Source organism: Ruegeria sp. N8 (assembly GCF_056531325.1).
The window spans coordinates 702,330-723,530 of the sequence record NZ_JBQFLQ010000001.1 but is presented as its reverse complement, the minus strand read 5'-3'; the positions used below and the strand labels follow the sequence as shown (position 1 = coordinate 723,530).

Below are 21,201 nucleotides of genomic sequence, written 5' to 3'. Positions count from 1 at the left end.
ATGGCTGGAATTATCTTGCGGATTTCCTATCGGAAACGGCAGATATGCAAAAGCTGTAAAGCGACGATTTGGCCCGCTGCGGCGTCAAGACTGGCCTATCGGGGAAAGGTATGGTTGTTTCGGAACCAAATGTTCAGCACCGGAAACTGCAACCGATGATTCAGAGAATCGCTTTTCTCGCCAGCGACGCCAAGGTGGCCCAGACCGCCCGTGATGCGCTGGTGCGGCGCTATGGCAATGCGGCCCCGCGCGACGCGGATGTGGTTGTCGCTTTGGGCGGTGACGGTTTCATGCTGCACACGCTGCACAACATGCAGCATCTGGATACGCCTGTTTACGGGATGAATCGGGGCACGATCGGCTTTCTGATGAACGAGTTTCACGAGGCAGATCTGATGGAACGCCTCGCCGATGCAGAAGAAGAAGTCATCAATCCGCTGGCCATGCGCGCCATGGATCAATCCGGCAAGATGCATGAGGCTTTGGCGATCAACGAGGTGTCGCTGCTGCGGGCCGGTCCGCAGGCCGCCCGGCTGAGGATTAGCGTGGATGGGCGTGTTCGCATGGATGAACTGGTGTGCGACGGGGCGCTTTTGTCTACGCCAGCGGGGTCGACGGCTTATAACTACTCGGCACATGGGCCAATCCTGCCGATAGGATCGGATGTGCTGGCATTGACCGCCATTGCCGCCTTTCGCCCCCGACGTTGGCGCGGGGCCTTGCTGCCCAAGATCGCAAAAGTGCGGTTCGATGTTCTGGACGCTGACAAACGCCCGGTGATGGCAGATGCCGATTCGATCTCATTCCCGGATATCGACTGGGTTGAGATTCGGTCTGAGCCTTCAATTCAGCATCGCATCCTGTTCGATCCCGGCCACGGGCTGGAAGAGCGGCTGATTTCTGAGCAATTCACGTAGTTTCCACAGTCGACCACGGTTTTTTCGCGCTTATGTGAACCAGTTCACAGGAGTTTGATTAACCTCGGGTTAATGTGAACTTGCCCGGAGACACATCCAAGGCGGGAGTGAGTGGCCGCCGACGGTGTTTTCGAAATGACCGCGCAGTTTAGGCGCTGACAAGGGTAGGTGGTGCTACGCTTGTTATCGGATCTCCGGGCATATTTTAGAAAGTGGACCCCGGGCACAAAACCCCGGGGTCAATTTCTTTTGTCGGGGGTTATTCTGCGGAACCCATCTTATCCCACAGTGGCAGACACATCTGCCCAACGCGCGCCTCAATGGCCGCGGCCGCATCAACCGCCATGTCCTCACGCCAGCGCGGGGCTGCGATCTGAACATTGATTGGCTGCGCTCCTTTTGGCAGTTCTGCCAAACGCGCCGGAACGCAGGCTGCGGGCAACCCGAGGAAATTCATCGCATAGGAATAAACCGCGCAGCCCAGCACCTCATGCACGCCTTCAGGGCCTTCTGTATCGCGGTCGGGTCTAAAGAATGGTTGCGGCAGGAAAGGCGACAGAACCAATGGGTAGTCCTGCATGAACAGAGACCATTCGCGGGCATAGTGTGTGCGCTTGGCCAGCATCTCAATCAGCTCTGTACCGGTGATCGGCGGGAACTCCTGAAAATACACGTCGAATATATCGCGGATGGTCTGCGACCCCGCTGCCTCGATATCAGTTTTCAACAGGGTCAGTACTTCGCCCATCAAAGCGCGGTATCCGTTGCGCCCACAATCAAAGACATCAGGCGGATCGACCTCTGTTACCGCATATCCTGCGTCAATCAGCGCGTCACGGGCAGTATCTAAGGCCTTTGCGACTTCTGGATGCAGATCATAGCCGAACGTGTTCTTTGTAAAAGCAACCTTGATAGGTCCGTCATAGGCGGCCCCACGCCATGGCATCGGCACATGGAACGGATCGCGCGGGTCGGCGGCGATCAGGCTGGGCATCGACAGGTGCAGATCGGTAGCTGAACGGGTGATCAACCCCTGCACCGACATGGATTGCGCCAACAAGCCGCGTTCCACCTTTTGACTCGGGTTCCACGCAGGCACGCGGCCCAATCCCGGCTTTACGGTCACGGCCCCGTTTGCCGCCGCCGGAAACCGCAGACTACCGCCAATATCATTGCCATGCGCCAAGGCCCCGATCCCAGCCATCACCGCCGAGCCGGCCCCGCCCGAGGACCCACCAGGCGAGATATGCCGCCCCCAGGGGTTATGTGTGCGGCCGTGCAGCTCGTTGTCGGTATCGGCGCGAAAGGAAAACTCGGGCGTATTCGTGCGCCCTAGGACGACGGCGCCAGCATTTTGCAGGTTTCGCACGATGGGCGCATCGTCCGGCGCGATCACGTCTTTCAAAGCCACGACCCCATTCGTGGTCGCGTGTCCTTTTTGGTCGACATTGATTTTGATCGTCACGGGCACACCGTGCAGCGGACCGGGCTCCGTGCCCGCAGCCACGGCCTGATCCAGCGTATGCGCGTGCGTCAATGCCTCAGTGCTCAGGTCTTCGACCACGGCATTCAGGGCTGGATTGACTTGATGCAGCCGGTCAATCGAAGATTGAACGGCCTCCACCGCGCTGATCCGCTTGCTGCGGGTCTGCTTCGCCAAGTCCGTGGCGCTTAGTCGCCAGATGTCATTGTCGCTCATGCTCGTCCTCCGGGGTTCAACCTGAGGCGGAAGACGGCCGATGGCAAGAGGTTCAGTCCCATTTCGGGGATCCTCTTTCATCTGGCCAGAAATATCCCGGAGCGCGAGGCAGAGCCTCGCATTCGCGCGTCAGCGCAAATCGGGCGCGCCGACAGGCGCACCCTTGAGTTTCCCGTTGTTATTGTGCGTAGCCGATGGTCTTCAGCGCGTCCGTGATCTCGTCCAGAATGGCGGGATCGTCGATGGTAGCAGGCATTTTGTAGTCTGCACCATCGGCAATCGACACCATGGTCCCCCGCAGGATCTTGCCTGAACGCGTCTTGGGTAGGCGGTCCACCACAACAGCCTGTTTGAACGCCGCAACCGGACCGATCTTTTCGCGCACCAGCTTGACCACATCCTGCACGACCTCAGCATGATCGCGGTCGCAGCCTGCGTTCAGGCACAGGAAACCAACCGGCATCTGGCCCTTCAACTGGTCGGTTACTCCGATCACAGCGCATTCGGCAACGTCGGGATGGGCGGCCAGAACCTCCTCCATGCCCCCCGTGGACAGGCGGTGGCCCGCAACGTTGATCACATCATCCGTGCGCGCCATGATGTAAAGATATCCGTCCTCATCAATCATGCCTGCATCGCCGGTCTCATAGTAACCGGGGAAATGATTGAGGTACGAGCTTTTGAATCGCTCTTCCGCATTCCACAACGTCGGCAACGTACCGGGGGGCAGGGGCAACTTCACCGCAATCGCGCCCAACTCGCCGGGTTTCATCGGATGGCCGCCTTCGTCCAGGATCTGCACGTCATAGCCCGGCATTGGCTTCGCTGGCGAGCCCAACTTGGTCGGCAGTTCCTCGATCCCCAGCGGGTTGCCAGCGATGGTCCAGCCGGTTTCAGTCTGCCACCAATGGTCGATCACCGGCACTTTCAACGCGTCCTGCGCCCAGACGATCGTGTCCGGGTCTGCCCGTTCACCAGCTAGGTAAAGCGCGCCCAAATGGGACAAGTCGTAATTGGCGATCAACTCACCCTGCGGATCCTCGCGTTTAACCGCGCGGATCGCCGTCGGGGCAGTGAAAAAGCTCTTGACCTTATGTTCCGAAATCACGCGCCAGAAGGTCCCCGCATCCGGGGTGCCCACCGGTTTGCCTTCGAACACGATGGTGGTGTTGCCATGGATCAGGGGCGCGTAACAGATGTAGGAGTGCCCTACGACCCATCCCACGTCGGATGCCGCCCAGAACACGTCACCAGGGTCGACATTGTAGATATTCTTCATCGTCCAGTTCAACGCGACCAGATGGCCTGCCGTGGGGCGCACGACACCTTTGGGTGAACCGGTCGTGCCCGAGGTGTAAAGGATATAGGCAGGATCATTACCATCGACCGGGACACATTCAGCCGGTTCGACGCCGTACTGGAAGCCGTGCCAGTTAAAGTCGCGCCCTTCGACCAGCTGGGCGACTTCCTGTTCGCGTTGGAAAATAACGCAGAAATCGGGTTTGTGCTCTGCCAGATCAATCGCGCCGTCCAGCAGGGGTTTGTAGTGAACCACGCGGCCCGGCTCCATCCCGCAAGAGGCGGCGATGATCGCTTTGGGTTTGGCGTCGTCGATCCGCACGGCCAGTTCGTTGCTGGCAAAGCCACCGAATACCACCGAATGCACCGCGCCCAGACGCGCACAGGCCAGCATCGCCTCAAGCGCCTCGGGGATCATTGGCATATAGATGATAACCCGGTCGCCCTTTTCGACACCCTTGGCCCGAAGTGCACCTGCCAAATTGGCTACGCGGTTGCGCAGCTCGACATAGGAAATCTCGCGCTTGGTATGCGTGATCGGGCTGTCATAGATGATTGCAGTCTGCTCGCCCCGTCCGTTTTCGACATGGCGGTCGACAGCGTTCCAGCAGGTGTTTACGCGGGCGTCCGAGAACCACTCGTATAGCGGCGGGTTGTCATCGAACAATGCTTTGGTCGGGGGGCTTACCCAGTCGATGCCCTTTGCGGCCTCCATCCAGAAGCCCTCGGGGTCGGATTTCCAGCCTTCGTAAACGTCCTGATATGCCACGGTGTTCTCCTCCGTCAATTCCTGGGCATGTGTGTAAGGGGCAGGGCGGCCACAGGACAAGCAAGCGGCGTGACGGAGCGTCACTTTATCGCAAAAAATTTGCAGAATTCGCCGAATTGACTTGCAAATTTTTGCAAATGCGCGACTGCATGAGGGTTATCTGGCGATTGATGGGTAAATTTGCAAATCTGCAAATTCAGGCGTGCAAACAGATAGGGAATCGGCCGGACGCCGTTTCAGACGTCCGGCCGCAGTTTATCCGTAGTGCGTGACCGGCGTACCGGCGATGGCGGCCATGTTCAAAAGCCCTCGTGCGGTGATCGAGGGCGTCACGATATGCGCTTTGTTGCCCATCCCCATCAGGATCGGCCCGACCTCTAGCCCGTCGGCCTTCATCTTCAGAATATTCCGCACACCGCTGGCTGCGTCCGCATGAGCAAAAATCAGCACATTGGCCGAACCTTTCAGGCGCGAATTGGGGAAGATCCGCCCGCGCAGTTCGGGGTCCAGTGCCAGATCCAAGTTCATCTCGCCCTCATAGGTAAAGTCACGCGGCTCGGAATCCAGAATATCCAGCGCGGCCCGCAGGCGTTTGCCGGACCCTTCGGACTGGTTGCCAAACTGCGATTGCGAGCAGAATGCGATCTTGGGCTCTAGCCCAAAGCGGCGCACGTGACGGGCGGCCCCAATGGTGCTTTCGGCGAGTTCCTCGGGCGAGGGCAGTTGCCGCACATGAGTGTCGGCGATGAACAACGGCCCGTCTTCCAAGATCATCAACGAAAGAGCACCATGCGGGCGCAGGTCGCCGTCCGCCAACACTTGTTCCACATAGTTCAGGTGCCAGCGATATTCGCCGAAGGTGCCGCAGATCATACTGTCGGCGTCGCCCCGTTGCACCGCGATGGCGGCAATTGCGGTGTTGTTTGTCCGCATGATGGCCTTGGCCAGATCAGGTGTGACGCCGCGGCGCTGCATGAGCTGGTGGTAGGACGTCCAATAGTCGTAGTAACGCGGATCGTTTTCCGGGTTCACGATCTGAAAATCCGCACCTGGCCGCACCGTCAAACCCAACCTTTCACAGCGGGCCCCGATCACGTCTGGTCGACCGATCAGAATGGGGGTCTCGGTGGTTTCTTCCAGAATAGCCTGAGCAGCCCGCAACACCCGTTCATCTTCACCCTCGGCAAAGACGATCTTGCGGGAAGCGGCTGCGGCGGCCTCGAAAACCGGGCGCATGATTAGGGCGGATTTGAAAACGGTCTGGTTCAGTTGTTCCTTGTACGCCTCGATATCTTCGATGGGACGGTTGGCAACGCCGCTGTCCATTGCGGCCTTGGCCACGGACGAGGACACAACCCCCACGAGGCGCGGATCAAAGGGTTTGGGGATCAGATAGTCCGGCCCAAAGGTCAACTGTTCCCCTTTATAGGCGGCTGCGGCCTCGGCACTGGTAGTAGCGCGCGCCATCTCGGCGATGCCGTCCACGCAAGCGATTTGCATCTCGTCGTTGATCTCGGTTGCGCCTACATCCAGCGCGCCCCGGAAGATGAAAGGAAAGCACAGGACGTTGTTGACCTGATTTGGAAAGTCACTGCGGCCTGTGGCGATGATTGCATCCGAGGCCACTTCGCGCGCGGCATCGGGCAGGATTTCCGGCGTCGGGTTGGCCAACGCGAAGATGATCGGGCGGCTAGACATTTTCGCGACCATTTCGGGCTTGAGCACATTCGGCCCGCTGAGGCCCAGAAACAGGTCCGCGTCGCCGATCACATCATCCAATGTACGCAGGTCGGATTTCTGCGCAAACTGATCCTTGTGCGGATTCATATCCTCGGCGCGGCCCTCGTAGACCAGCCCGTGAATATCGCACAGCCAGATATTCTCGCGCTTGACACCCAGTTTGACCAACATGGACAGACAGGCAATCCCGGCCGCCCCGCCGCCGGTCGAGACGACTTTGATATCTTCGAACGATTTGCCGGCAACGTGCAGCGCGTTCTTGGCCGCAGCGCCCACGACAATGGCGGTGCCGTGCTGGTCGTCGTGAAAAACGGGGATGTTCATCCGCTCGCGGCAGATTTTCTCGACGATGAAACAGTCGGGGGCCTTGATATCTTCAAGGTTGATCGCGCCAAAGGTCGGTTCCAGCGCGCAGACGATATCAGCCAGCTTCTCGGGGTCGGGCTGGTCGACCTCGATATCGAAACAGTCGATACCGGCGAATTTCTTGAACAGAACGGCCTTGCCCTCCATCACTGGCTTCGAGGCCAGCGCACCGATATTGCCCAGCCCCAGAACAGCAGTGCCATTCGAGACCACTGCAACAAGATTGCCGCGCGCGGTGTAAAGCTCGGCATTGTGCGGGTCGGCCTTGATTTCCAGGCTGGCTTCGGCCACGCCGGGCGAATAGGCGCGGGCCAGATCGCGGCCATTGGCCATGGGCTTTGTGGCCTTGATCTCAAGCTTTCCGGGTTTGGGATGGGCGTGGTAATCAAGCGCGGCCTGCCGCAGGCTGGGTGTGTCCGACATCGACAAATCAACTCCGTTCCAAGATTTGGTTGATCGTTAAACCATTTTCCGAGGCTTGGCTACGTTGCGTCATTTCATTGCGGGTTTCCGACCTCATGGGGGTGCTGGTTGAATTCTGCCACGAAACATTTACGGTCTGCCGCGTTCGTGAACCCCAATGAATACGCGCAGCGATGAAGGTCTGATATGAGCTTGAAAGACGAACGCAACCCCGGCTTGGTCCTGCACGGATCGTTCGGTGTGCAATCCGTGGGGCTGCGGGCGGTGCTGGCTGTGATGGCCTGGATTCTGGTCGTGATTTCGATCTGGCCTGTTCAGGCCTCGGCCTTCAACCAAGAAGGCGGGCTGATCGAAACCGGCTCGGCATTTGCGCTGCTGATGGCTGGGGTGATCGCGCTTTATCGCTATCGTGGTGTGTCGCGTTTGTATATTGGCGTTGTCTGCCTGCTGCTGGCCGAGCGCGAGCTTGAGGCCGATATCTACGCCATTGGCACTTGGCAGCATACGATCCTCAGCGGGTTGGATACAGCGCTGGACATGACCCTTGTGCGTTTGGTGCTGGTTGCAATCGTGCTTGGCGGGCTGGTCTGGCATGGCATTCCGTCTGGCTGGCGCGCGTTCAAAGCTCGCGCGCCTTTTTTGCTGGTGTTTTTCCTGGCGGGCATGTCGGCGGTGGTCGCGCAACTGCTCGAAGAGGTGTCCGGGATGATGGGTTCGGATATTTCGCAAACCATGATGCTGCGCCTGTTTGTGCTCGAAGAAACGCTTGAGATGTTCTTTTCGATTGGCATTCTGGCCGCTGTTCTGATCGGATGGCCGAAAGCCAAGACCGAAGAGACAGTGAATGACCAACAACCAGACCAAAGCTGAGATTCGCCTGCCCACGCAGGAGCTGCGCGACGATATCCCGTTTTATACCAAGGTGCTGGGGATGCGGATGGATATGATTTATCCCGCCGATGATCCTCGGGTGGCGGTGTTTTCCGGCCACGGGCTGCGGCTGCGGATTGAAAAGGACGCGTCGGAAAGCCCCGGCACGTTGCGCATCCTGACCGATGACCCCGATAGCTTTGCCGACGGGCAGCGCAGCCTAGTGGCCCCGAACGGCACAAAAGTCGAGATTGATGAGCTGAATCCGCCCATGGTCATGCCCGACACCGTTCATTCCTTCGTGGTGCGCAGGCTCAAGGATCAGGCCCCGTGGATCATTGGCCGTGCCGGAATGCATTACCGCGATCTGGTGCCCGACCGGCTGGGCGGGTCCATCATTGCCAGCCATATCCGCATTCCGGAAGGCGGCCCGGTGCCGGATATGGTGCATTTCCACAAGGTCGGGTTCCAACTGATCTTCTGCATCCATGGCTGGGTGGATGTGGTCTATGAGGATCAAGGCGAAAAGATGCGCCTGACGGCGGGTGATTGCTTTATCCAGCCACCCGAAATCCGTCACCGCGTGCTTGAGGCATCGGACAATGTGCAGGTGATCGAGATCGGCGTGCCTGCCGAGCACGTCACCGAGATTGATCACGATATGGACCTACCCACCCCGCACTACCGCCCGGATCGGGAATGGCAGGGGCAGAAGTTCGTCTTCAATCAGGCCGAGGGCTCGGATTGGGTGCCGTTCCGCCTGCCGGGCTATATCTGCCGCGACACCACGATTGCGGAAAACACCAAGGGCGTGGCCGGGGTGCAGGTCGTGCGCAAAGGGCAGGGTGATCCGCAATGGGCTGCCCATGACACAGATATCCATTTCACCTTTGTAATGAACGGCGCGGTCACATTAGAGGGTGAAGGGCGTGAGCCGTACCCGCTGGAACAGGGCGACGCGTTTGTGATCCCTCCGGGGATGCGGACGCGCCTGTCGGACCCGTCGGATGATGTGGAACTGCTTGAGGTCACACTGCCCGGTACGTTCAATACGCGGGTGGGATAAGAATTGCGGCGCGCGGGGCTTCACCTTGGCGCGCCGTTTCACTAGAACAGTATTTTTCTGACCAGATGATCAAAAATCGGGGAATCGCCATGAGCCTGAAAGACGCAGCCCTCTTAGTTCGCGAAAACGCCTATGCGCCCTATTCGAACTTCAAGGTCGGGGCGGCGGTCCGATCTGCCTCGGGCGTGATTTATTCCGGATGCAATGTCGAAAACGTGGCCTATCCCGAAGGCACCTGCGCTGAAGCAGGGGCGATTGCCGCCATGGTTGCCGCAGGTGAGCAGGAACTGACCGAGGTTTATGTGGTTGCCTCATCGCCTCAGCCCGTACCGCCCTGTGGGGGGTGCCGTCAGAAACTGGTTGAGTTTGGCAAGCGCGAGGTCAAGGTGACGCTGGCCTCGGTCGAAGGGGCTGAGATGGAGACCACCATCGGCGATCTGCTGCCGGGGGCCTTTGGCGCCTCGCATATGGAGTGAGCCATGGACGCCCGTTCGATCAACGCCAAGCTGCGCCGCGGTCAGGTGCCCACGGCCGAGGAATTGAGCTGGTTCGCGCAAGGTCTGGCCGATGGTGGCGTCAGTGACGCGCAGGCCGGGGCCTTTGCAATGGCCGTTTGCATGGGCGGTCTGGGCGCGCAGGGCCGCGCTGACCTGACGGTTGCAATGCGCGACAGCGGCGACGTTCTGACATGGGACGTGGATGGCCCGGTGATCGACAAGCACTCGACCGGCGGGGTGGGCGACAGCGTCAGCCTCGTGCTTGCGCCTGCACTGGCCGAGATGGGGGCTTATGTCCCGATGATCTCGGGTCGTGGGTTGGGCCATACCGGCGGGACGCTGGACAAGCTCGAGTCGATTCCGGGCGTGACCACTCAGATCAGCGAAGATCGTCTGGCGCAGATCTTGCGCGAAACGGGTGCCGCCATCGTTGGCGCAACGGGGCAGATCGCCCCTGCGGACAAGCGGCTATATGCAATCCGCGATGTGACGGCGACGGTCGAAAGCCTCGACCTGATCACCGCCTCGATCCTGTCCAAGAAACTGGCCGCCAGCCCTGATGCTCTGGTGCTGGATGTCAAGGTGGGCAGCGGCGCGTTTATGAAAACCCACGAAGATGCACGCAATCTGGCACAGGCCCTAACCCAGACCGCGAATGCTGCGGGATGCCGCACCTCGGCGGTGATCACGGATATGAACCAACCTCTGGCTCCGGCGCTGGGCAACGCGTTAGAGATCTGCGAGGTCATGAAGGCCATGACCAACGGGCACAATTCGCCCTTGGCCGAAATCTCGGTCGAGTTAGGCGGCGTGCTGCTGGTGGATGCCGGGATGTGCGCAACCGTGGATGAAGGTCGCGAGAAACTGGCCGAAATTATCCGCTCTGGCCGCGCGGCCGAAAGGTTCGGGCGCATGATGGCCGCCGTTGGCGCGCCACTGCATTTCGTCGACAACTGGTCGCGGTACTTGCCCGAGGCCAGCGTGATCCTTGAAGTCCCTGCGCCAAGTGCGGGCTATGTGACCGCGATGGACGGTGAGGCGCTGGGTCTGGCCGTTGTCGCGCTGGGCGGTGGGCGGCAAGTTGAGAGCGACCTGATTGACCCTGCCGTTGGCATCTCGGACATCGTGCGGCTGGGTGATAAGCTGGACAAGGGTGCGCCGTTGGCCGTGATCCACGCCGCCCGCGAAGACGCGGCGCAACAGGCGGCGCAGGCCGTCCTGCAAGCGATCAGTCTCGGTCCGGCCAGCCCCGCGCTGCCGGGGATCGTGCATGAAAGGATCACCGCATGACCCGCGCGTTTCTGGTCGTGATGGACTCGGTCGGCATCGGCGGCGCGCCGGATGCGGATCAGTTTTTCAACGGCACGGTGCCCGATACGGGGGCTAACACGCTGGCCCATATCGCACAGGCCTGCGCTGAGGGGCGGGCCGAGGATGGGCGCTCGGGCCCGCTGCACCTGCCCAATCTGGAGGCGCTGGGGCTGGGGGCGGCGACCCGTCTGGCCTCGGGCGCGGATACGCCGGGGCTGCGGGCGGAACCGACCGGCCTATGGGGCTGCGCGCGGGAACATTCGCCGGGCAAGGACACGCCCTCGGGCCATTGGGAACTGGCGGGGCTGCCGGTGCCATGGGATTGGCACTATTTTCCGGACACGCGCCCGTCTTTCCCCGCCGATCTAAGCCGCGCTGCGGCGCAGGCTGCGGGAACCGATGGCATACTGGGCAATTGCCACGCCTCTGGCACGGCGATCATCGCCGATCTGGGCGCCGAACATCTGCGCACCGGCTGGCCGATTTGCTACACATCCGCCGACAGCGTGTTCCAGATAGCGGCGCATGAGGAACATTTCGGCCTCGACCGCTTGTTGGAAATGTGCCGAACTCTGGCCCCACGCCTGCACGAGATGAAAGTGGGCCGGGTTATCGCGCGGCCATTTGTGGGCTCGCCCGAACAGGGCTTCACCCGCACCACCAACCGCAAGGATTTCGCCATCCTGCCGCCCGCGCCGGTTCTGACCAACTGGGCGCAGGACGCCGGGCGGCGCGTACATGCGGTCGGCAAGATCGGCGATATCTTCTCGATGCAGGGAATCGACACATTGCGCAAAGGCTCGGACGCGGACCTGATGCACCACCTCTCCAATCTGGTCGATGAGGCGGAAGAGGGCAGCCTGACCTTCGCCAATTTTGTCGAGTTCGACAGCCTCTACGGCCACCGCCGCGATATCAGCGGCTACGCTCGCGCGCTGGAATGGTTCGACCGTGAAATCGGCGCGATTATCGCCCGTCTGCAGCCCGGAGACCTGATGCTGCTGACCGCAGACCACGGCAATGACCCCAGCTGGATCGGAACCGACCACACCCGTGAACAAGTGCCGGTTCTGATCGCCGGGCGAGGCGCGGGCCAGATCGGCGCGGTGAATTTCACCGATATTGCGGCTAGCATCGCACACCACCTGAACATCCCGGCGCAGGGGCCGGGGCGGAGTTTTCTATGAGCGTCGCAGACCTTCCCAAAATCGAATTGCACCTGCACCACGAAGGCGCGGCCCCGCCTGCCTTTATCCGGCAGTTGGCCCATGAAAAGCGCATCGACCTGAGCGGGATTTTCAAACCCGACGGCAGCTATGATTTCCGCGATTTCGCCCATTTCCTCAGCGTGTATGAGGCCGCCTGCGAAGTGCTGAAATCGCCCGAGGATTTCCGCCGCCTGACACTGGCCATCCTCGAAGAAAGCGCGGCGAACGGAGTGGTCTATTCGGAAACCTTCCTCAGCCCCGATTTCTGCGGCGGCGGAGACCTGCATGCCTGGCGCGACTACCTGACCGCCATTCAGGATGCGGCGGATGAGGCGGAACGGAAATACGATATCACTCTGCGCGGCGTCGTGACCTGCGTGCGCCATTTCGGGCCGGACAAGGCTAAACTCAGCGCCTATTGCGCGGCGGAAACGGCGGGCGAGTGGATCACTGGGTTCGGTATGGGCGGGAACGAGGCTATGGGTGCTCAGGGGGACTATAAGTGGGCCTTCGATTGCGCGCGTGAGGCCGGTCTGCGCCTTACCACCCATGCCGGAGAGTTCAGCGGCCCCGAAAGCGTACGTGAAGCCATCCGCGATCTGGGCGTGGAGCGTGTGGGCCACGGAGTGCGCGCCATCGAAGACCCTGACCTGATCCGCGAGATCATCGACCGCGACATCACGTTTGAAGTCTGCCCCGGCTCAAATGTGGTACTGGGGCTTTTCCCCGAATTCGCGGCCCATCCGATTGCAAAACTGCGGGATGCCGGTGTCAAAGTCACGGTTTCCACCGATGACCCTCCGTTTTTCCACACTACAATGCGGCGGGAATATGAGATGCTGGCGCAAGCCTTCGGCTGGCAGGCCGAGGATTTCGCGGCCCTGAATGAAACCGCCCTTGCGGCCGCCTTTTGCGATGACAAGACCCGTGAACGGGTCAAGACAAGACTGGAGAGAACATGAGCGAACACCTGACCGTCGTTGACCACCCGTTGGTGCAGCACAAACTGACGCTCATGCGGGACAAGGGCACTTCGACCGCCGAATTTCGGCAGTTGCTGCGTGAGATCACGCTGCTGCTGGCCTATGAGATCACGCGCGAAATGCCGTTGACCACCCGCCATATCGAAACCCCGATGGAGGAAATGGACGCCCCTATCCTAGCGGGCAAGAAACTGGCGCTGGTGTCGATCCTGCGGGCCGGAAACGGGATGCTGGACGGGGTGCTAGAACTGATCCCCTCGGCCCGTGTGGGTTTTGTCGGCCTCTACCGCGATGAGGAAACGCTCAAGCCCGTGCAGTATTACTTCAAAGCGCCCGAAGGGTTGAAGGACCGTCTGGTCATTGCCGTTGATCCGATGCTGGCCACCGGCAACAGTTCAGCCGCGGCGATAGATCTGCTGAAGGAGGCTGGCGCCACTGATATTCGCTTCCTTTGCTTGTTGGCCGCGCCCGAAGGGGTCGCACGCATGAAAGAGGCGCACCCGGATGTGCATATCGTCACGGCCTCGCTGGATCGCGAGCTGAATTCCAAGGGCTACATCATGCCGGGGCTGGGCGATGCGGGCGACCGGATGTTTGGCACGAAGTAAGCTGGTCTAACCGCCGCAGATATTTTGCAGCCGGACCCAATCGCGGTCCGGCAGAACCTGCTGCTGAGGACGTCCGGCCATAGGGTCAGCCTCGATCAACCCCAGCACGGTTTCGCCGGTCACATCCATGGCATAAGCAAACGGGGTCGAGGGCAGGGCGGTCTGCGCGAACATCTCCAGCAACGCGTCATCAGGTAGGGACGGGCGGGGTTCAGACAGAACCTCTTCGGTATAGGCATCGACGATGCCCGGTGTCAGCTCCCCGGTTGTCAGCAGGCGAAAGGCGGTTGCAGCACCTGTGCGGTTCAGCAAATCGTCCAGCGGGTCCTGTGCCTGTGACCGGGCGCGTTCGGCGACGATATAGCCGGCGGCGACCGAAGGGTCCTCGTGATCTTCGACCAACGCGCGGTTTAGCAGGATAATGCCGCCCGGCAGGCTGAGGCTCGTTTGCACGCCCGCAGGCAGGATAACCACCTCACGCACACCGGTACGTGTGGCCAACTGTTTCAGCGCGTCCTGTGCGTCGACCGAGGCGCAGGCGCGGCCTGACACGCGCTCGATCCGTTCAAGAATTGCGTCGCCGATATCGTGGCGTTTGATCTCGGGCACCACCGAGACCACGTGGTTTTGCACGGCGGCGGGCACCCAGAACACCAAAAGGGCCACGACGGCGGCGGCAACACCGGCGACGCTGAGCCAGCGCAATCGCCCCGGATGCGGACGGCTGCGGTCAATGGCCCGTTGCAGGCGGTCGATTGCCTCGATCATGGTGGTCTCGGTTTCGGCCAGCTCCAGCGTTTCGTCCGGGTCGCCATCGGGGTTGTATATAGCTGGATACGCGCCGGGGTTCTGCCGCTCCAACGCAGCCAGCGACCAATGGGTCAGCGCGTTGTCGTTGAAATCCGAGATTGTCATCGTGGCTTCGCCAATCGACACCACGACCTCGCGCCGCTGCACATCGGGCGATGGGCGCCACAGACCGGTTGCTTCGATCCGTTGGTACTGTTTAAGGGCCGTCATCACGGGTGAGGTCTGCTCATTCTTGATTGGCGGCAGTTTAGCACGCAAAAATCCAGCGGCGCAAACCTGTTGCGCGATGTCGGGGAATTGTGCTGGATGTGACGACGCATCCGGGCGCAGGCGTGCCCCGGTCGGTTTCTGCAATAGGGTCAAACATGTCGTCTGGTGCGCAAACTTCTCCGATCCTGGCCTCGGTTCTGATGGTCAGCGCAATGGCGATCATCGGGGTGATCGACAACGTAGTGATCCTGCTGGCCGACACGGTCGGGCTGTGGCAGTTCCACCTGAGCCGGTCCACCCTGATGCTGCCGCTGATCATCGGCTTGTCCTTGTTGGGCTTCGGGCGCTTGCGTCCCGTCCGGCCGGGTCCGGTGATGCTACGCAGTGTGCTGATCACGCTGGCCATGCTGTTCTATTTCACCTCGCTGGCGCTGATGCCGATTGCGCAGGCGCTGGCAGGTCTGTTCACCTCTCCGATTTTCGTGCTGCTGATTTCGACGCTTGCAATGGGGCAGAGGATCGGGCCATGGCGCATTCTGGCCGTCCTACTGGGGTTCGCTGGGATTCTATGCGTGCTGCAACCCAATCCGCAGGATTTTGATGCCCGCACCCTGCTGCCGGTGGCCGGAGGGTTGTTCTATGCCCTCAGCGCCATCATCACGCGCAGCCATTGCGCGGGTGAAAGCACAGTCGCGCTGTTGGCGGCGATGGTGATCACACTGGGGTTGACGGGATTGATCGGAGTGGGGGTTCTAACCCTCTTCCCCATGATATCGCCCCCAGGGCCCGACGGGTTTGTCACGCGTGGCTGGGTGTGGCAGATGCAAGACGCTGTGCCATGGATCATCGTGCAGGCTGTAGGGTCAACAATCGCGGTTTTCATGCTGATCAAAGCCTATCAGGTAGGCGAGCCATCCTATGTTGCAGTGTTCGAATACTCGGTCATGATTTTTGGCCCCCTGTTTGCGTGGGTCGCCTTTGGTCAGTCCATCGGGCTGATGCAGATCGGAGGGATTGGTCTGATCGCGACCGCCGGAGCGCTGCTGGGCTGGCGGGCCGGTCGCGCGCCCGCCGAGCGGGCGGCGGCATGATCATCTCAAATGGCCGTAGATACGTGTTTGTCCACATCCCCAAAACCTGGGGAACGTCGCTGTCTCTGGCGTTAGAGGCGCGGGCTATGAAGGATGATATCCTTATAGGCGATACGCCCAAGGCCCTACGGCGGCGCAAGCGGCAGAAGGCTTTGACAGGCGTTGGCGCTTTGACGAAACACGCACCGCTTTCTGCGCTGGACGGATTGATGACGCCGGATGCGTTGCGCGGCGTGTTCACGTTCACGCTGGTGCGCAACCCTTGGGACAGGATGGTCAGCTACTATCATTGGCTCAGAACCCAAAAGTTTGACCACCGGGATGTCACCTTGGCGCAAACCCTTTCATTTCAGGATTTCGTCTTGCACCCGCAGATTGCACGATCCTTCGCAGCCAATCCCGCAAGGCGCTATATGACGCTGACCGACGGAACCGAACATTGCAGTGCTTTCATCCGGCTGGAGTATTTTGACCGAGACGCCGCCCCGCTATTCGACCATTTGGGATTTCGGGTGGCATTGCCCCTGAGCAACAGGTCCGAGCGGGCGCCGGATTATCGCAGTTACTATTGCGACAAGACACGTGCGGCTGTGGCCGAGGCTTGCGCCGAGGATGTCGACAGGTTTGGGTATCGCTTTGATTAGCAGTACGTTCCGTTTGGAATCTTGAAAAAGTGCAAATGGGAAAGCTGGCGCAGGGGGGCTGCGCCAGCTTCTTTGACTTTTAGGCCGCTTTGGCTTCGGGGTCGAAACGCCCGTAGAAGCTTTGACCCTTCTCCGCCATTTCCCGCAGCAGCGGCGGGCAGGTGAAGCGTTCACCGTAGGCTTCGGTCAACTGATCGCAACGTTCAGCCGCATAAGGTGTGCCGATGATGTCCAGCCAGCTCAGCGGGCCACCGGACCACGGCGCAAAGCCCCAACCCAGGATGGCGCCCACATCACCTTCGCGGATGTCTTCCAGAACACCTTCCTCCAACGCGCGGACAGCTTCCAACACCTGCGCGAACATCAGGCGTTCCTGTACTTCGATCAGGTCGGGCTGCTCTTCGGCATGCGGGTATTTCTCGGCCAGGCCGGTCCAGTATGCGACGCGTTTGCCCTTTTCGTCATAGTCGAAGAAGCCTGCATTGGCCTTGCGGCCCAGACGGCCTTCGCCTTCCATCCAGAAGATCAGGTCATCGGCGGGGCTTTCGGGATAGGCGTTGCCCATCGCAGCTTTGGTCGCCCGCGCGATCTTGGCACCCAGATCAATCGAGGTTTCGTCATTCAACTGGATCGGCCCTACGGGGAAGCCCAGCTGACGCGCGGCATTGTCGATCAGCACCGGGCTGACGCCTTCGGTGATCATCCGTAGACCTTCGTTGATGTAAGGGATGATGCAGCGGTTGGCGTAGAAGAAGCGTGCATCGTTGACCACAATCGGCGTCTTGCGGATCTGGCGCACATAGTCCAGCGCCTTGGCAACCGCACGATCGCCGGTTTCCTTGCCCTTGATGATCTCAACCAGGAACATCTTCTCAACCGGCGAGAAGAAGTGAATGCCTATGAACTGTTCGGGCCGAACGCTGGCCTTGGCCAGATCGGTGATCGGCAGGGTCGAGGTGTTCGAGGCAAAAATGCAATCCTCGGGGATGATCGCCTCGACCTTTTGGGTCATCTCGGCCTTGACGGAAGGGTCTTCGAACACGGCTTCGATGATCAGGTCGCAGCCTTTCAGGTGGTCCAGATCGGGCGTTGCGGTGATGCGCGACAACATCGCCTGTTTCTTGTCTTCGGTGACTTTGCCGCGCTTCATGCCCTTGTCCAGATAAGCCTCGGTATAGGCTTTGCCTTTATCAGCAGCCGCCTGATCACGATCGACCAGAACAACCTCCATCCCGGCCTGGGCCGAGACCAGCGCGATGCCCGCACCCATCATGCCCGCACCCAGAACGCCGATCTTCTTGACCGACTGATCCGGCACACCGGCTGGACGTACTGCGCCTTTCTCAAGCGCTTCTTTGTTCAGGAACAGCGACCGGATCATGGCACCCGAGGACGGGTTCATCAGGACTGAGGTGAACCAGCGCGCTTCGATCTTCAGCGCGGTGTCGAAGTCAACCAGAGCCCCCTCATAAACTGCACTCAGCAACGCCTTGGCCGCCGGGAAGGCGCCTTGGGTCTTGCCGTGTACCATCGCCGAGGCGCCAACGAAGTTCATGAAACCTGCAGGGTGGTACGGCGCACCGCCGGGCATTTTATAGCCCTTGGCATCCCACGGCTTGACCAGATCGGTGTCTTTCGCGTTCAGCACCCACTCCTTTGCGGCTGCCACCGGATCTGCAGCGATCTCATCGATATAGCCTGCGCCTTTGGCCTTTTTGACGTCCAGCATCTTGCCTTCCAGCAGCAGCGGTGCCGCTGCAATCGCGCCCACCTTGCGGACCATCCGCGTGGTGCCGCCCGCGCCGGGGAAGATGCCGACCATGATCTCGGGCAGGCCATATTTCGCCTTGGGGTTCTCGGCGGCGAAAATGCGATGCGTAGACAGCGGCAACTCCATGCCGATGCCTGCGGCAGTGCCGGGCAGGGCGGTTGCGATCGGCTTGCCGCCTTTCTTGGTTTTGGGGTCCATGCCGGCCAGCTCGATCTTGCGCAGAAGGGCGTGCATTTGCATCGTGCCGTCAAACAGACCTTTGGCCGGGTTGTCGCCTGCCTGTTCCTTCATCACAGCCAGCAGGTTCAGGTCCATGCCGCCCGCAAACGACCCTTCTTTGCCCGAGGTCAGGACGATCCCCTTGACCTCCTCATCCGCCAGTGCCTGATCGATCAGGTCGCTCAGCTGGGCCAGCCCGTCAAAGGACATTACGTTCATCGTCTTACCTGGAACGTCCCAGGTGATCGTGGCGACGCCGTCTGCGTCTTTGGTCAGGGTAAACTCGGTCATTTGTTTGTTCCTTTACTTAAGCCCTGCTCCTCAAGGAAAAGTCGCAGATCTTTACTCATGCGATCTTTCTTCTTTGTTCCTTTCAAGAAAGAGCGAAGGTCTATCAGTTCGAAGTTCGTCCACACATGGTCGACTTTTCCAGGGCCGTTGTGCTTTGCTACAGTGGCCCATAGGGAACTCATGCACTCACTCATTTCATCGAGGGTACAGTTTATGTTAATCCATGATCCCGTGCCGTGTGCTCCGGGATCGTTGATGAAGCCATTTGGTTCAAAAGCAAGTTTCTTGAGCTTCCCGCGCAGTTTACTTCCGGTATCTCCGTTTAAAGATACTCGGATTGATGCGCGATAGATCTTAATGGCATGTTTGGGTTTGCGCTTTTTAATAGGCATCAGACCCGCTCGATGATGGTCGCGGCACCCATGCCCGACGCAATGCAGAGCGTGGCCAGACCGGTTTCTTTGTCCTGACGCTCCAGTTCGTCCAGCAGGGTGCCGATGATCATCGCGCCGGTTGCACCCAGCGGGTGACCCATCGCGATCGAGCCGCCGTTGACGTTCACCAGCTCGGGGTCCACATCAAATGCTTGCTGGAACCGCAGCACGACCGACGCGAATGCTTCGTTCACTTCGAACAGGTCGAAATCCGAAATCTGCATGCCGTTGTCGGCCAGGATTTTCTGGGTCACCGGAACCGGGCCTGTCAGCATGATCGTCGGGTCCAGACCGATCTTGGCGGTGGCTTTGATACGCGCGCGCGGCTTGATGCCGTGCTTCTCACCGAATTCCTTGTTGCCGATCAGAACGGCCGCTGCCCCGTCCACGATGCCCGAGCTGTTGCCCGCGTGGTGGATGTGGTTGATCTTTTCCAGGTGCGGGTATTTCAGCAGGGCGACCTTGTCGAAGCCCGGCATCTGCTCTCCCATCATCTGGAAGGCTGGGTTCAGGCTGCCGAGGCTCTGCATGTCAGTGCCGGGGCGCATGTATTCGTCGCGGTCCAGAATGGTCAGGCCGTTGCGGTCCTTGACCGGAATGATCGATTTTTCAAAGCGGCCTTCGTCCCAGGCTTGCGCCGCGCGGCGCTGCGATTCCATCGCCAACTGGTCCGCCTGATCGCGGCTGAAGCCGTATTCGGTGGCGATGATGTCCGAGGAAATCCCCTGCGGTACAAAATAGGTATCCATCGCCAGGGTAGGGTCAACGGCAATAGCTGCGCCGTCCGATCCCATGGGTACACGGCCCATCATCTCGACGCCGCCGGCGATATAGCCGTCACCGGCACCGCCTTTGATCTGGTTTGCGGCCAGGTTCACGGCTTCCATGCCGGAAGCGCAGAAGCGGTTGATGGCCAGACCCGGGATCGATTCATCCAGATCCGAGGCCAGCACGGCCGAGCGCGCCAAACAACCGCCTTGCTCCATCACCTGCGTGACGTTGCCCCAGATCACGTCCTCGACGGCGTGACCTTCCAGGTTGTTGCGCTCTTTCATGGCGTTAAGGGCGACGGCGGACAGTCGCACCGAGGTTACCTCGTGCAGGCTGCCATCCTTGCGGCCCTTGCCACGCGGGGTGCGCAGGGCGTCATAGATATAGGCTTCGGTCATGGGTCTTCTCCTCAAGCTCGATCCGACGGATTGCCGGGCATCAGGTCATAGGGGTGTTTCCAGCCGGGCTGTTCGCTGAGGCGCGCCAGCCAGGCGTCGATATGGGGCCAGTCGGCACGGTCAAAGCCGAATGGTTCAGGGTAGTACAGGTATCCGCAGCAGCTGAGGTCGGCGTTGGTCACGCCGTCGCCCACGATCCAGTCGCGGCCCTCAAGGTGGGTATTCAGAATTTCGTAAGCGGCCTTCAGGCGTCCTTGGTTGAACGCAATGACATCTGGGTTGCGGTGCTCTTCGGGCAGGAAATTGCACAAAAACCGGGTCATCCCCGCATTCGAGCTGAGCTTGTGATTGTCCCACAGGACCCAGCGAAAGATGTCGTAGTTTTCGTCGCGGTCCTTGCCGCCGAACTTGCCTGACTTTTCAGTGATATAAGCCTGAATGGCACCGGATTGACTTGTGCGGAAATCGCCATCGGTCAGGACTGGCACCTCGCCCATTTCATTGACCTCGGCGCGATATTCGGGGGTGCGCGATACGCCTTTGAAAAAGTCCACAAAAACGGGTTCCCATTCCAGGCCCGACATCTCAAGCGCAAGCGCGGCTTTGTAAGAATTTCCGCTTTCTCCGAAGCAATGCAGTTTGATGGTCATGTGCGCGCCCCTCCCGTGGCGTGTGCGGCTATGTCGATATTTCCGAATTTTTGAAGAGAAGAAGTCCGCAGGGTTTTCCCTTCTCCGTAACGGTTCTTTAACGTCAAAGCGGCCTTTTCATGCGTGCGGTACAGGCTGCCGAGCCGATGTCCGCAC

18 protein-coding genes are annotated in these 21,201 nt (G+C 60.2%); 10 read left to right on the top strand and 8 right to left on the bottom strand.

Annotated features, from left to right (window positions below; translation table 11 throughout):
- Positions 1–155: 155 nt before the first annotated feature.
- Positions 156–917 (top strand): NAD kinase, encoded by a 762-nt coding sequence (locus ACR0C5_RS03650; RefSeq protein ID WP_237215598.1) that lies wholly within the window; start codon positions 156–158, stop codon positions 915–917.
- Between the two features lie 259 nt (positions 918–1,176).
- On the opposite strand, the gene ACR0C5_RS03645 is transcribed toward ACR0C5_RS03650, so the two are convergent.
- From ACR0C5_RS03645 to ACR0C5_RS03635, 3 genes are all read right to left on the bottom strand, one after another.
- The gene (locus tag ACR0C5_RS03645) at positions 1,177–2,616 is read right to left on the bottom strand and encodes an amidase family protein (RefSeq protein WP_480874616.1); all 1,440 of its coding nucleotides are present in this window, start codon (positions 2,614–2,616) and stop codon (positions 1,177–1,179) included.
- A gap of 178 nt (positions 2,617–2,794) precedes the next feature.
- Positions 2,795–4,684, bottom strand: coding sequence for a propionate-CoA ligase PrpE (prpE, locus tag ACR0C5_RS03640; RefSeq protein WP_480874615.1), 1,890 nt, complete (start codon positions 4,682–4,684; stop codon positions 2,795–2,797).
- 255 nt (positions 4,685–4,939) lie between these two features.
- Positions 4,940–7,213 carry an NADP-dependent malic enzyme gene (locus ACR0C5_RS03635; protein WP_170770130.1) on the bottom strand — a complete coding sequence of 758 codons (2,274 nt, stop codon included), beginning with the start codon at positions 7,211–7,213 and terminating at the stop codon, positions 4,940–4,942.
- 186 nt (positions 7,214–7,399) lie between these two features.
- On the opposite strand from ACR0C5_RS03635, the gene ACR0C5_RS03630 reads away from it, so the two are divergent.
- The 7 genes from ACR0C5_RS03630 to upp all read left to right on the top strand — a co-directional run bounded on the left by ACR0C5_RS03630 (position 7,400) and on the right by upp (position 13,756).
- Entirely contained in the window at positions 7,400–8,083 is a 684-nt protein-coding gene (locus ACR0C5_RS03630; protein ID WP_480874612.1) for a hypothetical protein, read from the top strand.
- Positions 8,058–9,149, top strand: a complete 1,092-nt coding sequence (locus ACR0C5_RS03625) for a cupin domain-containing protein (protein ID WP_480874610.1) — start codon at positions 8,058–8,060, stop codon at positions 9,147–9,149. The genes ACR0C5_RS03630 and ACR0C5_RS03625 overlap by 26 nt, the downstream gene beginning before the upstream one ends.
- An 89-nt stretch (positions 9,150–9,238) precedes the next feature.
- On the top strand, positions 9,239–9,625 hold the full coding sequence (locus ACR0C5_RS03620) for a cytidine deaminase (RefSeq protein ID WP_480874608.1): 387 nt from the start codon (positions 9,239–9,241) through the stop codon (positions 9,623–9,625).
- Positions 9,626–9,628: 3 nt separating this feature from the next.
- Positions 9,629–10,936 (top strand): thymidine phosphorylase, encoded by a 1,308-nt coding sequence (locus ACR0C5_RS03615; protein WP_480874606.1) that lies wholly within the window; start codon positions 9,629–9,631, stop codon positions 10,934–10,936.
- Positions 10,933–12,144 carry a phosphopentomutase gene (locus tag ACR0C5_RS03610; protein WP_480874604.1) on the top strand — a complete coding sequence of 404 codons (1,212 nt, stop codon included), beginning with the start codon at positions 10,933–10,935 and terminating at the stop codon, positions 12,142–12,144. Before ACR0C5_RS03615 ends, ACR0C5_RS03610 begins: the two co-directional genes overlap by 4 nt.
- Positions 12,141–13,127, top strand: a complete 987-nt coding sequence (locus ACR0C5_RS03605) for an adenosine deaminase (RefSeq protein ID WP_480874601.1) — start codon at positions 12,141–12,143, stop codon at positions 13,125–13,127. The genes ACR0C5_RS03610 and ACR0C5_RS03605 overlap by 4 nt, the downstream gene beginning before the upstream one ends.
- A complete protein-coding gene (gene upp, locus ACR0C5_RS03600) occupies positions 13,124–13,756 on the top strand; it encodes a uracil phosphoribosyltransferase (protein ID WP_170770144.1) in 633 nt (210 codons plus the stop codon). Before ACR0C5_RS03605 ends, upp begins: the two co-directional genes overlap by 4 nt.
- Before the next feature lie 6 nt (positions 13,757–13,762).
- On the opposite strand, the gene ACR0C5_RS03595 is transcribed toward upp, so the two are convergent.
- Positions 13,763–14,776 (bottom strand): hypothetical protein, encoded by a 1,014-nt coding sequence (locus ACR0C5_RS03595; protein ID WP_170789014.1) that lies wholly within the window; start codon positions 14,774–14,776, stop codon positions 13,763–13,765.
- Positions 14,777–14,931: 155 nt separating this feature from the next.
- Here ACR0C5_RS03595 and ACR0C5_RS03590 point away from each other — a divergent pair, with 155 nt between their 5' ends.
- On the top strand, positions 14,932–15,867 hold the full coding sequence (locus ACR0C5_RS03590) for a DMT family transporter (protein ID WP_480502689.1): 936 nt from the start codon (positions 14,932–14,934) through the stop codon (positions 15,865–15,867).
- Entirely contained in the window at positions 15,864–16,511 is a 648-nt protein-coding gene (locus tag ACR0C5_RS03585) for a sulfotransferase family 2 domain-containing protein (RefSeq protein ID WP_480874598.1), read from the top strand. The genes ACR0C5_RS03590 and ACR0C5_RS03585 overlap by 4 nt, the downstream gene beginning before the upstream one ends.
- A gap of 79 nt (positions 16,512–16,590) precedes the next feature.
- Here ACR0C5_RS03585 and ACR0C5_RS03580 read toward each other — a convergent pair whose 3' ends face one another.
- Genes ACR0C5_RS03580 through ACR0C5_RS03565 form a run of 4 tightly spaced genes read right to left on the bottom strand, consistent with a single transcriptional unit; the run spans position 16,591 to position 21,045 of the window.
- Positions 16,591–18,792 (bottom strand): 3-hydroxyacyl-CoA dehydrogenase NAD-binding domain-containing protein, encoded by a 2,202-nt coding sequence (locus ACR0C5_RS03580; protein WP_480874595.1) that lies wholly within the window; start codon positions 18,790–18,792, stop codon positions 16,591–16,593.
- Positions 18,789–19,184 (bottom strand): hypothetical protein, encoded by a 396-nt coding sequence (locus tag ACR0C5_RS03575; protein ID WP_480874592.1) that lies wholly within the window; start codon positions 19,182–19,184, stop codon positions 18,789–18,791. The genes ACR0C5_RS03580 and ACR0C5_RS03575 overlap by 4 nt, the downstream gene beginning before the upstream one ends.
- Positions 19,184–20,395 carry an acetyl-CoA C-acetyltransferase gene (locus tag ACR0C5_RS03570; RefSeq protein ID WP_170770155.1) on the bottom strand — a complete coding sequence of 404 codons (1,212 nt, stop codon included), beginning with the start codon at positions 20,393–20,395 and terminating at the stop codon, positions 19,184–19,186. The genes ACR0C5_RS03575 and ACR0C5_RS03570 overlap by 1 nt, the downstream gene beginning before the upstream one ends.
- 11 nt (positions 20,396–20,406) lie before the next feature.
- Positions 20,407–21,045, bottom strand: a complete 639-nt coding sequence (locus tag ACR0C5_RS03565) for a glutathione S-transferase family protein (protein WP_170770157.1) — start codon at positions 21,043–21,045, stop codon at positions 20,407–20,409.
- Positions 21,046–21,201: the final 156 nt, after the last annotated feature.

Excerpts from the sequence above, each read along its gene's own strand:
- ACR0C5_RS03650 (WP_237215598.1), top strand. The coding sequence starts at position 156 with ATGATTCAGAGAATCGCTTTTCTCGCCAGCGACGCCAAGGTGGCCCAG.
- ACR0C5_RS03645 (WP_480874616.1), bottom strand. The coding sequence starts at position 2,616 with ATGAGCGACAATGACATCTGGCGACTAAGCGCCACGGACTTGGCGAAG.
- ACR0C5_RS03635 (WP_170770130.1), bottom strand. The coding sequence starts at position 7,213 with ATGTCGGACACACCCAGCCTGCGGCAGGCCGCGCTTGATTACCACGCC.
- ACR0C5_RS03630 (WP_480874612.1), top strand. The coding sequence starts at position 7,400 with ATGAGCTTGAAAGACGAACGCAACCCCGGCTTGGTCCTGCACGGATCG.
- ACR0C5_RS03625 (WP_480874610.1), top strand. The coding sequence starts at position 8,058 with ATGACCAACAACCAGACCAAAGCTGAGATTCGCCTGCCCACGCAGGAG.
- ACR0C5_RS03620 (WP_480874608.1), top strand. The coding sequence starts at position 9,239 with ATGAGCCTGAAAGACGCAGCCCTCTTAGTTCGCGAAAACGCCTATGCG.
- ACR0C5_RS03615 (WP_480874606.1), top strand. The coding sequence starts at position 9,629 with ATGGACGCCCGTTCGATCAACGCCAAGCTGCGCCGCGGTCAGGTGCCC.
- ACR0C5_RS03610 (WP_480874604.1), top strand. The coding sequence starts at position 10,933 with ATGACCCGCGCGTTTCTGGTCGTGATGGACTCGGTCGGCATCGGCGGC.
- ACR0C5_RS03605 (WP_480874601.1), top strand. The coding sequence starts at position 12,141 with ATGAGCGTCGCAGACCTTCCCAAAATCGAATTGCACCTGCACCACGAA.
- upp (WP_170770144.1), top strand. The coding sequence starts at position 13,124 with ATGAGCGAACACCTGACCGTCGTTGACCACCCGTTGGTGCAGCACAAA.
- ACR0C5_RS03595 (WP_170789014.1), bottom strand. The coding sequence starts at position 14,776 with ATGACGGCCCTTAAACAGTACCAACGGATCGAAGCAACCGGTCTGTGG.
- ACR0C5_RS03590 (WP_480502689.1), top strand. The coding sequence starts at position 14,932 with ATGTCGTCTGGTGCGCAAACTTCTCCGATCCTGGCCTCGGTTCTGATG.
- ACR0C5_RS03585 (WP_480874598.1), top strand. The coding sequence starts at position 15,864 with ATGATCATCTCAAATGGCCGTAGATACGTGTTTGTCCACATCCCCAAA.
- ACR0C5_RS03580 (WP_480874595.1), bottom strand. The coding sequence starts at position 18,792 with ATGACCGAGTTTACCCTGACCAAAGACGCAGACGGCGTCGCCACGATC.
- ACR0C5_RS03575 (WP_480874592.1), bottom strand. The coding sequence starts at position 19,184 with ATGCCTATTAAAAAGCGCAAACCCAAACATGCCATTAAGATCTATCGC.
- ACR0C5_RS03570 (WP_170770155.1), bottom strand. The coding sequence starts at position 20,395 with ATGACCGAAGCCTATATCTATGACGCCCTGCGCACCCCGCGTGGCAAG.
- ACR0C5_RS03565 (WP_170770157.1), bottom strand. The coding sequence starts at position 21,045 with ATGACCATCAAACTGCATTGCTTCGGAGAAAGCGGAAATTCTTACAAA.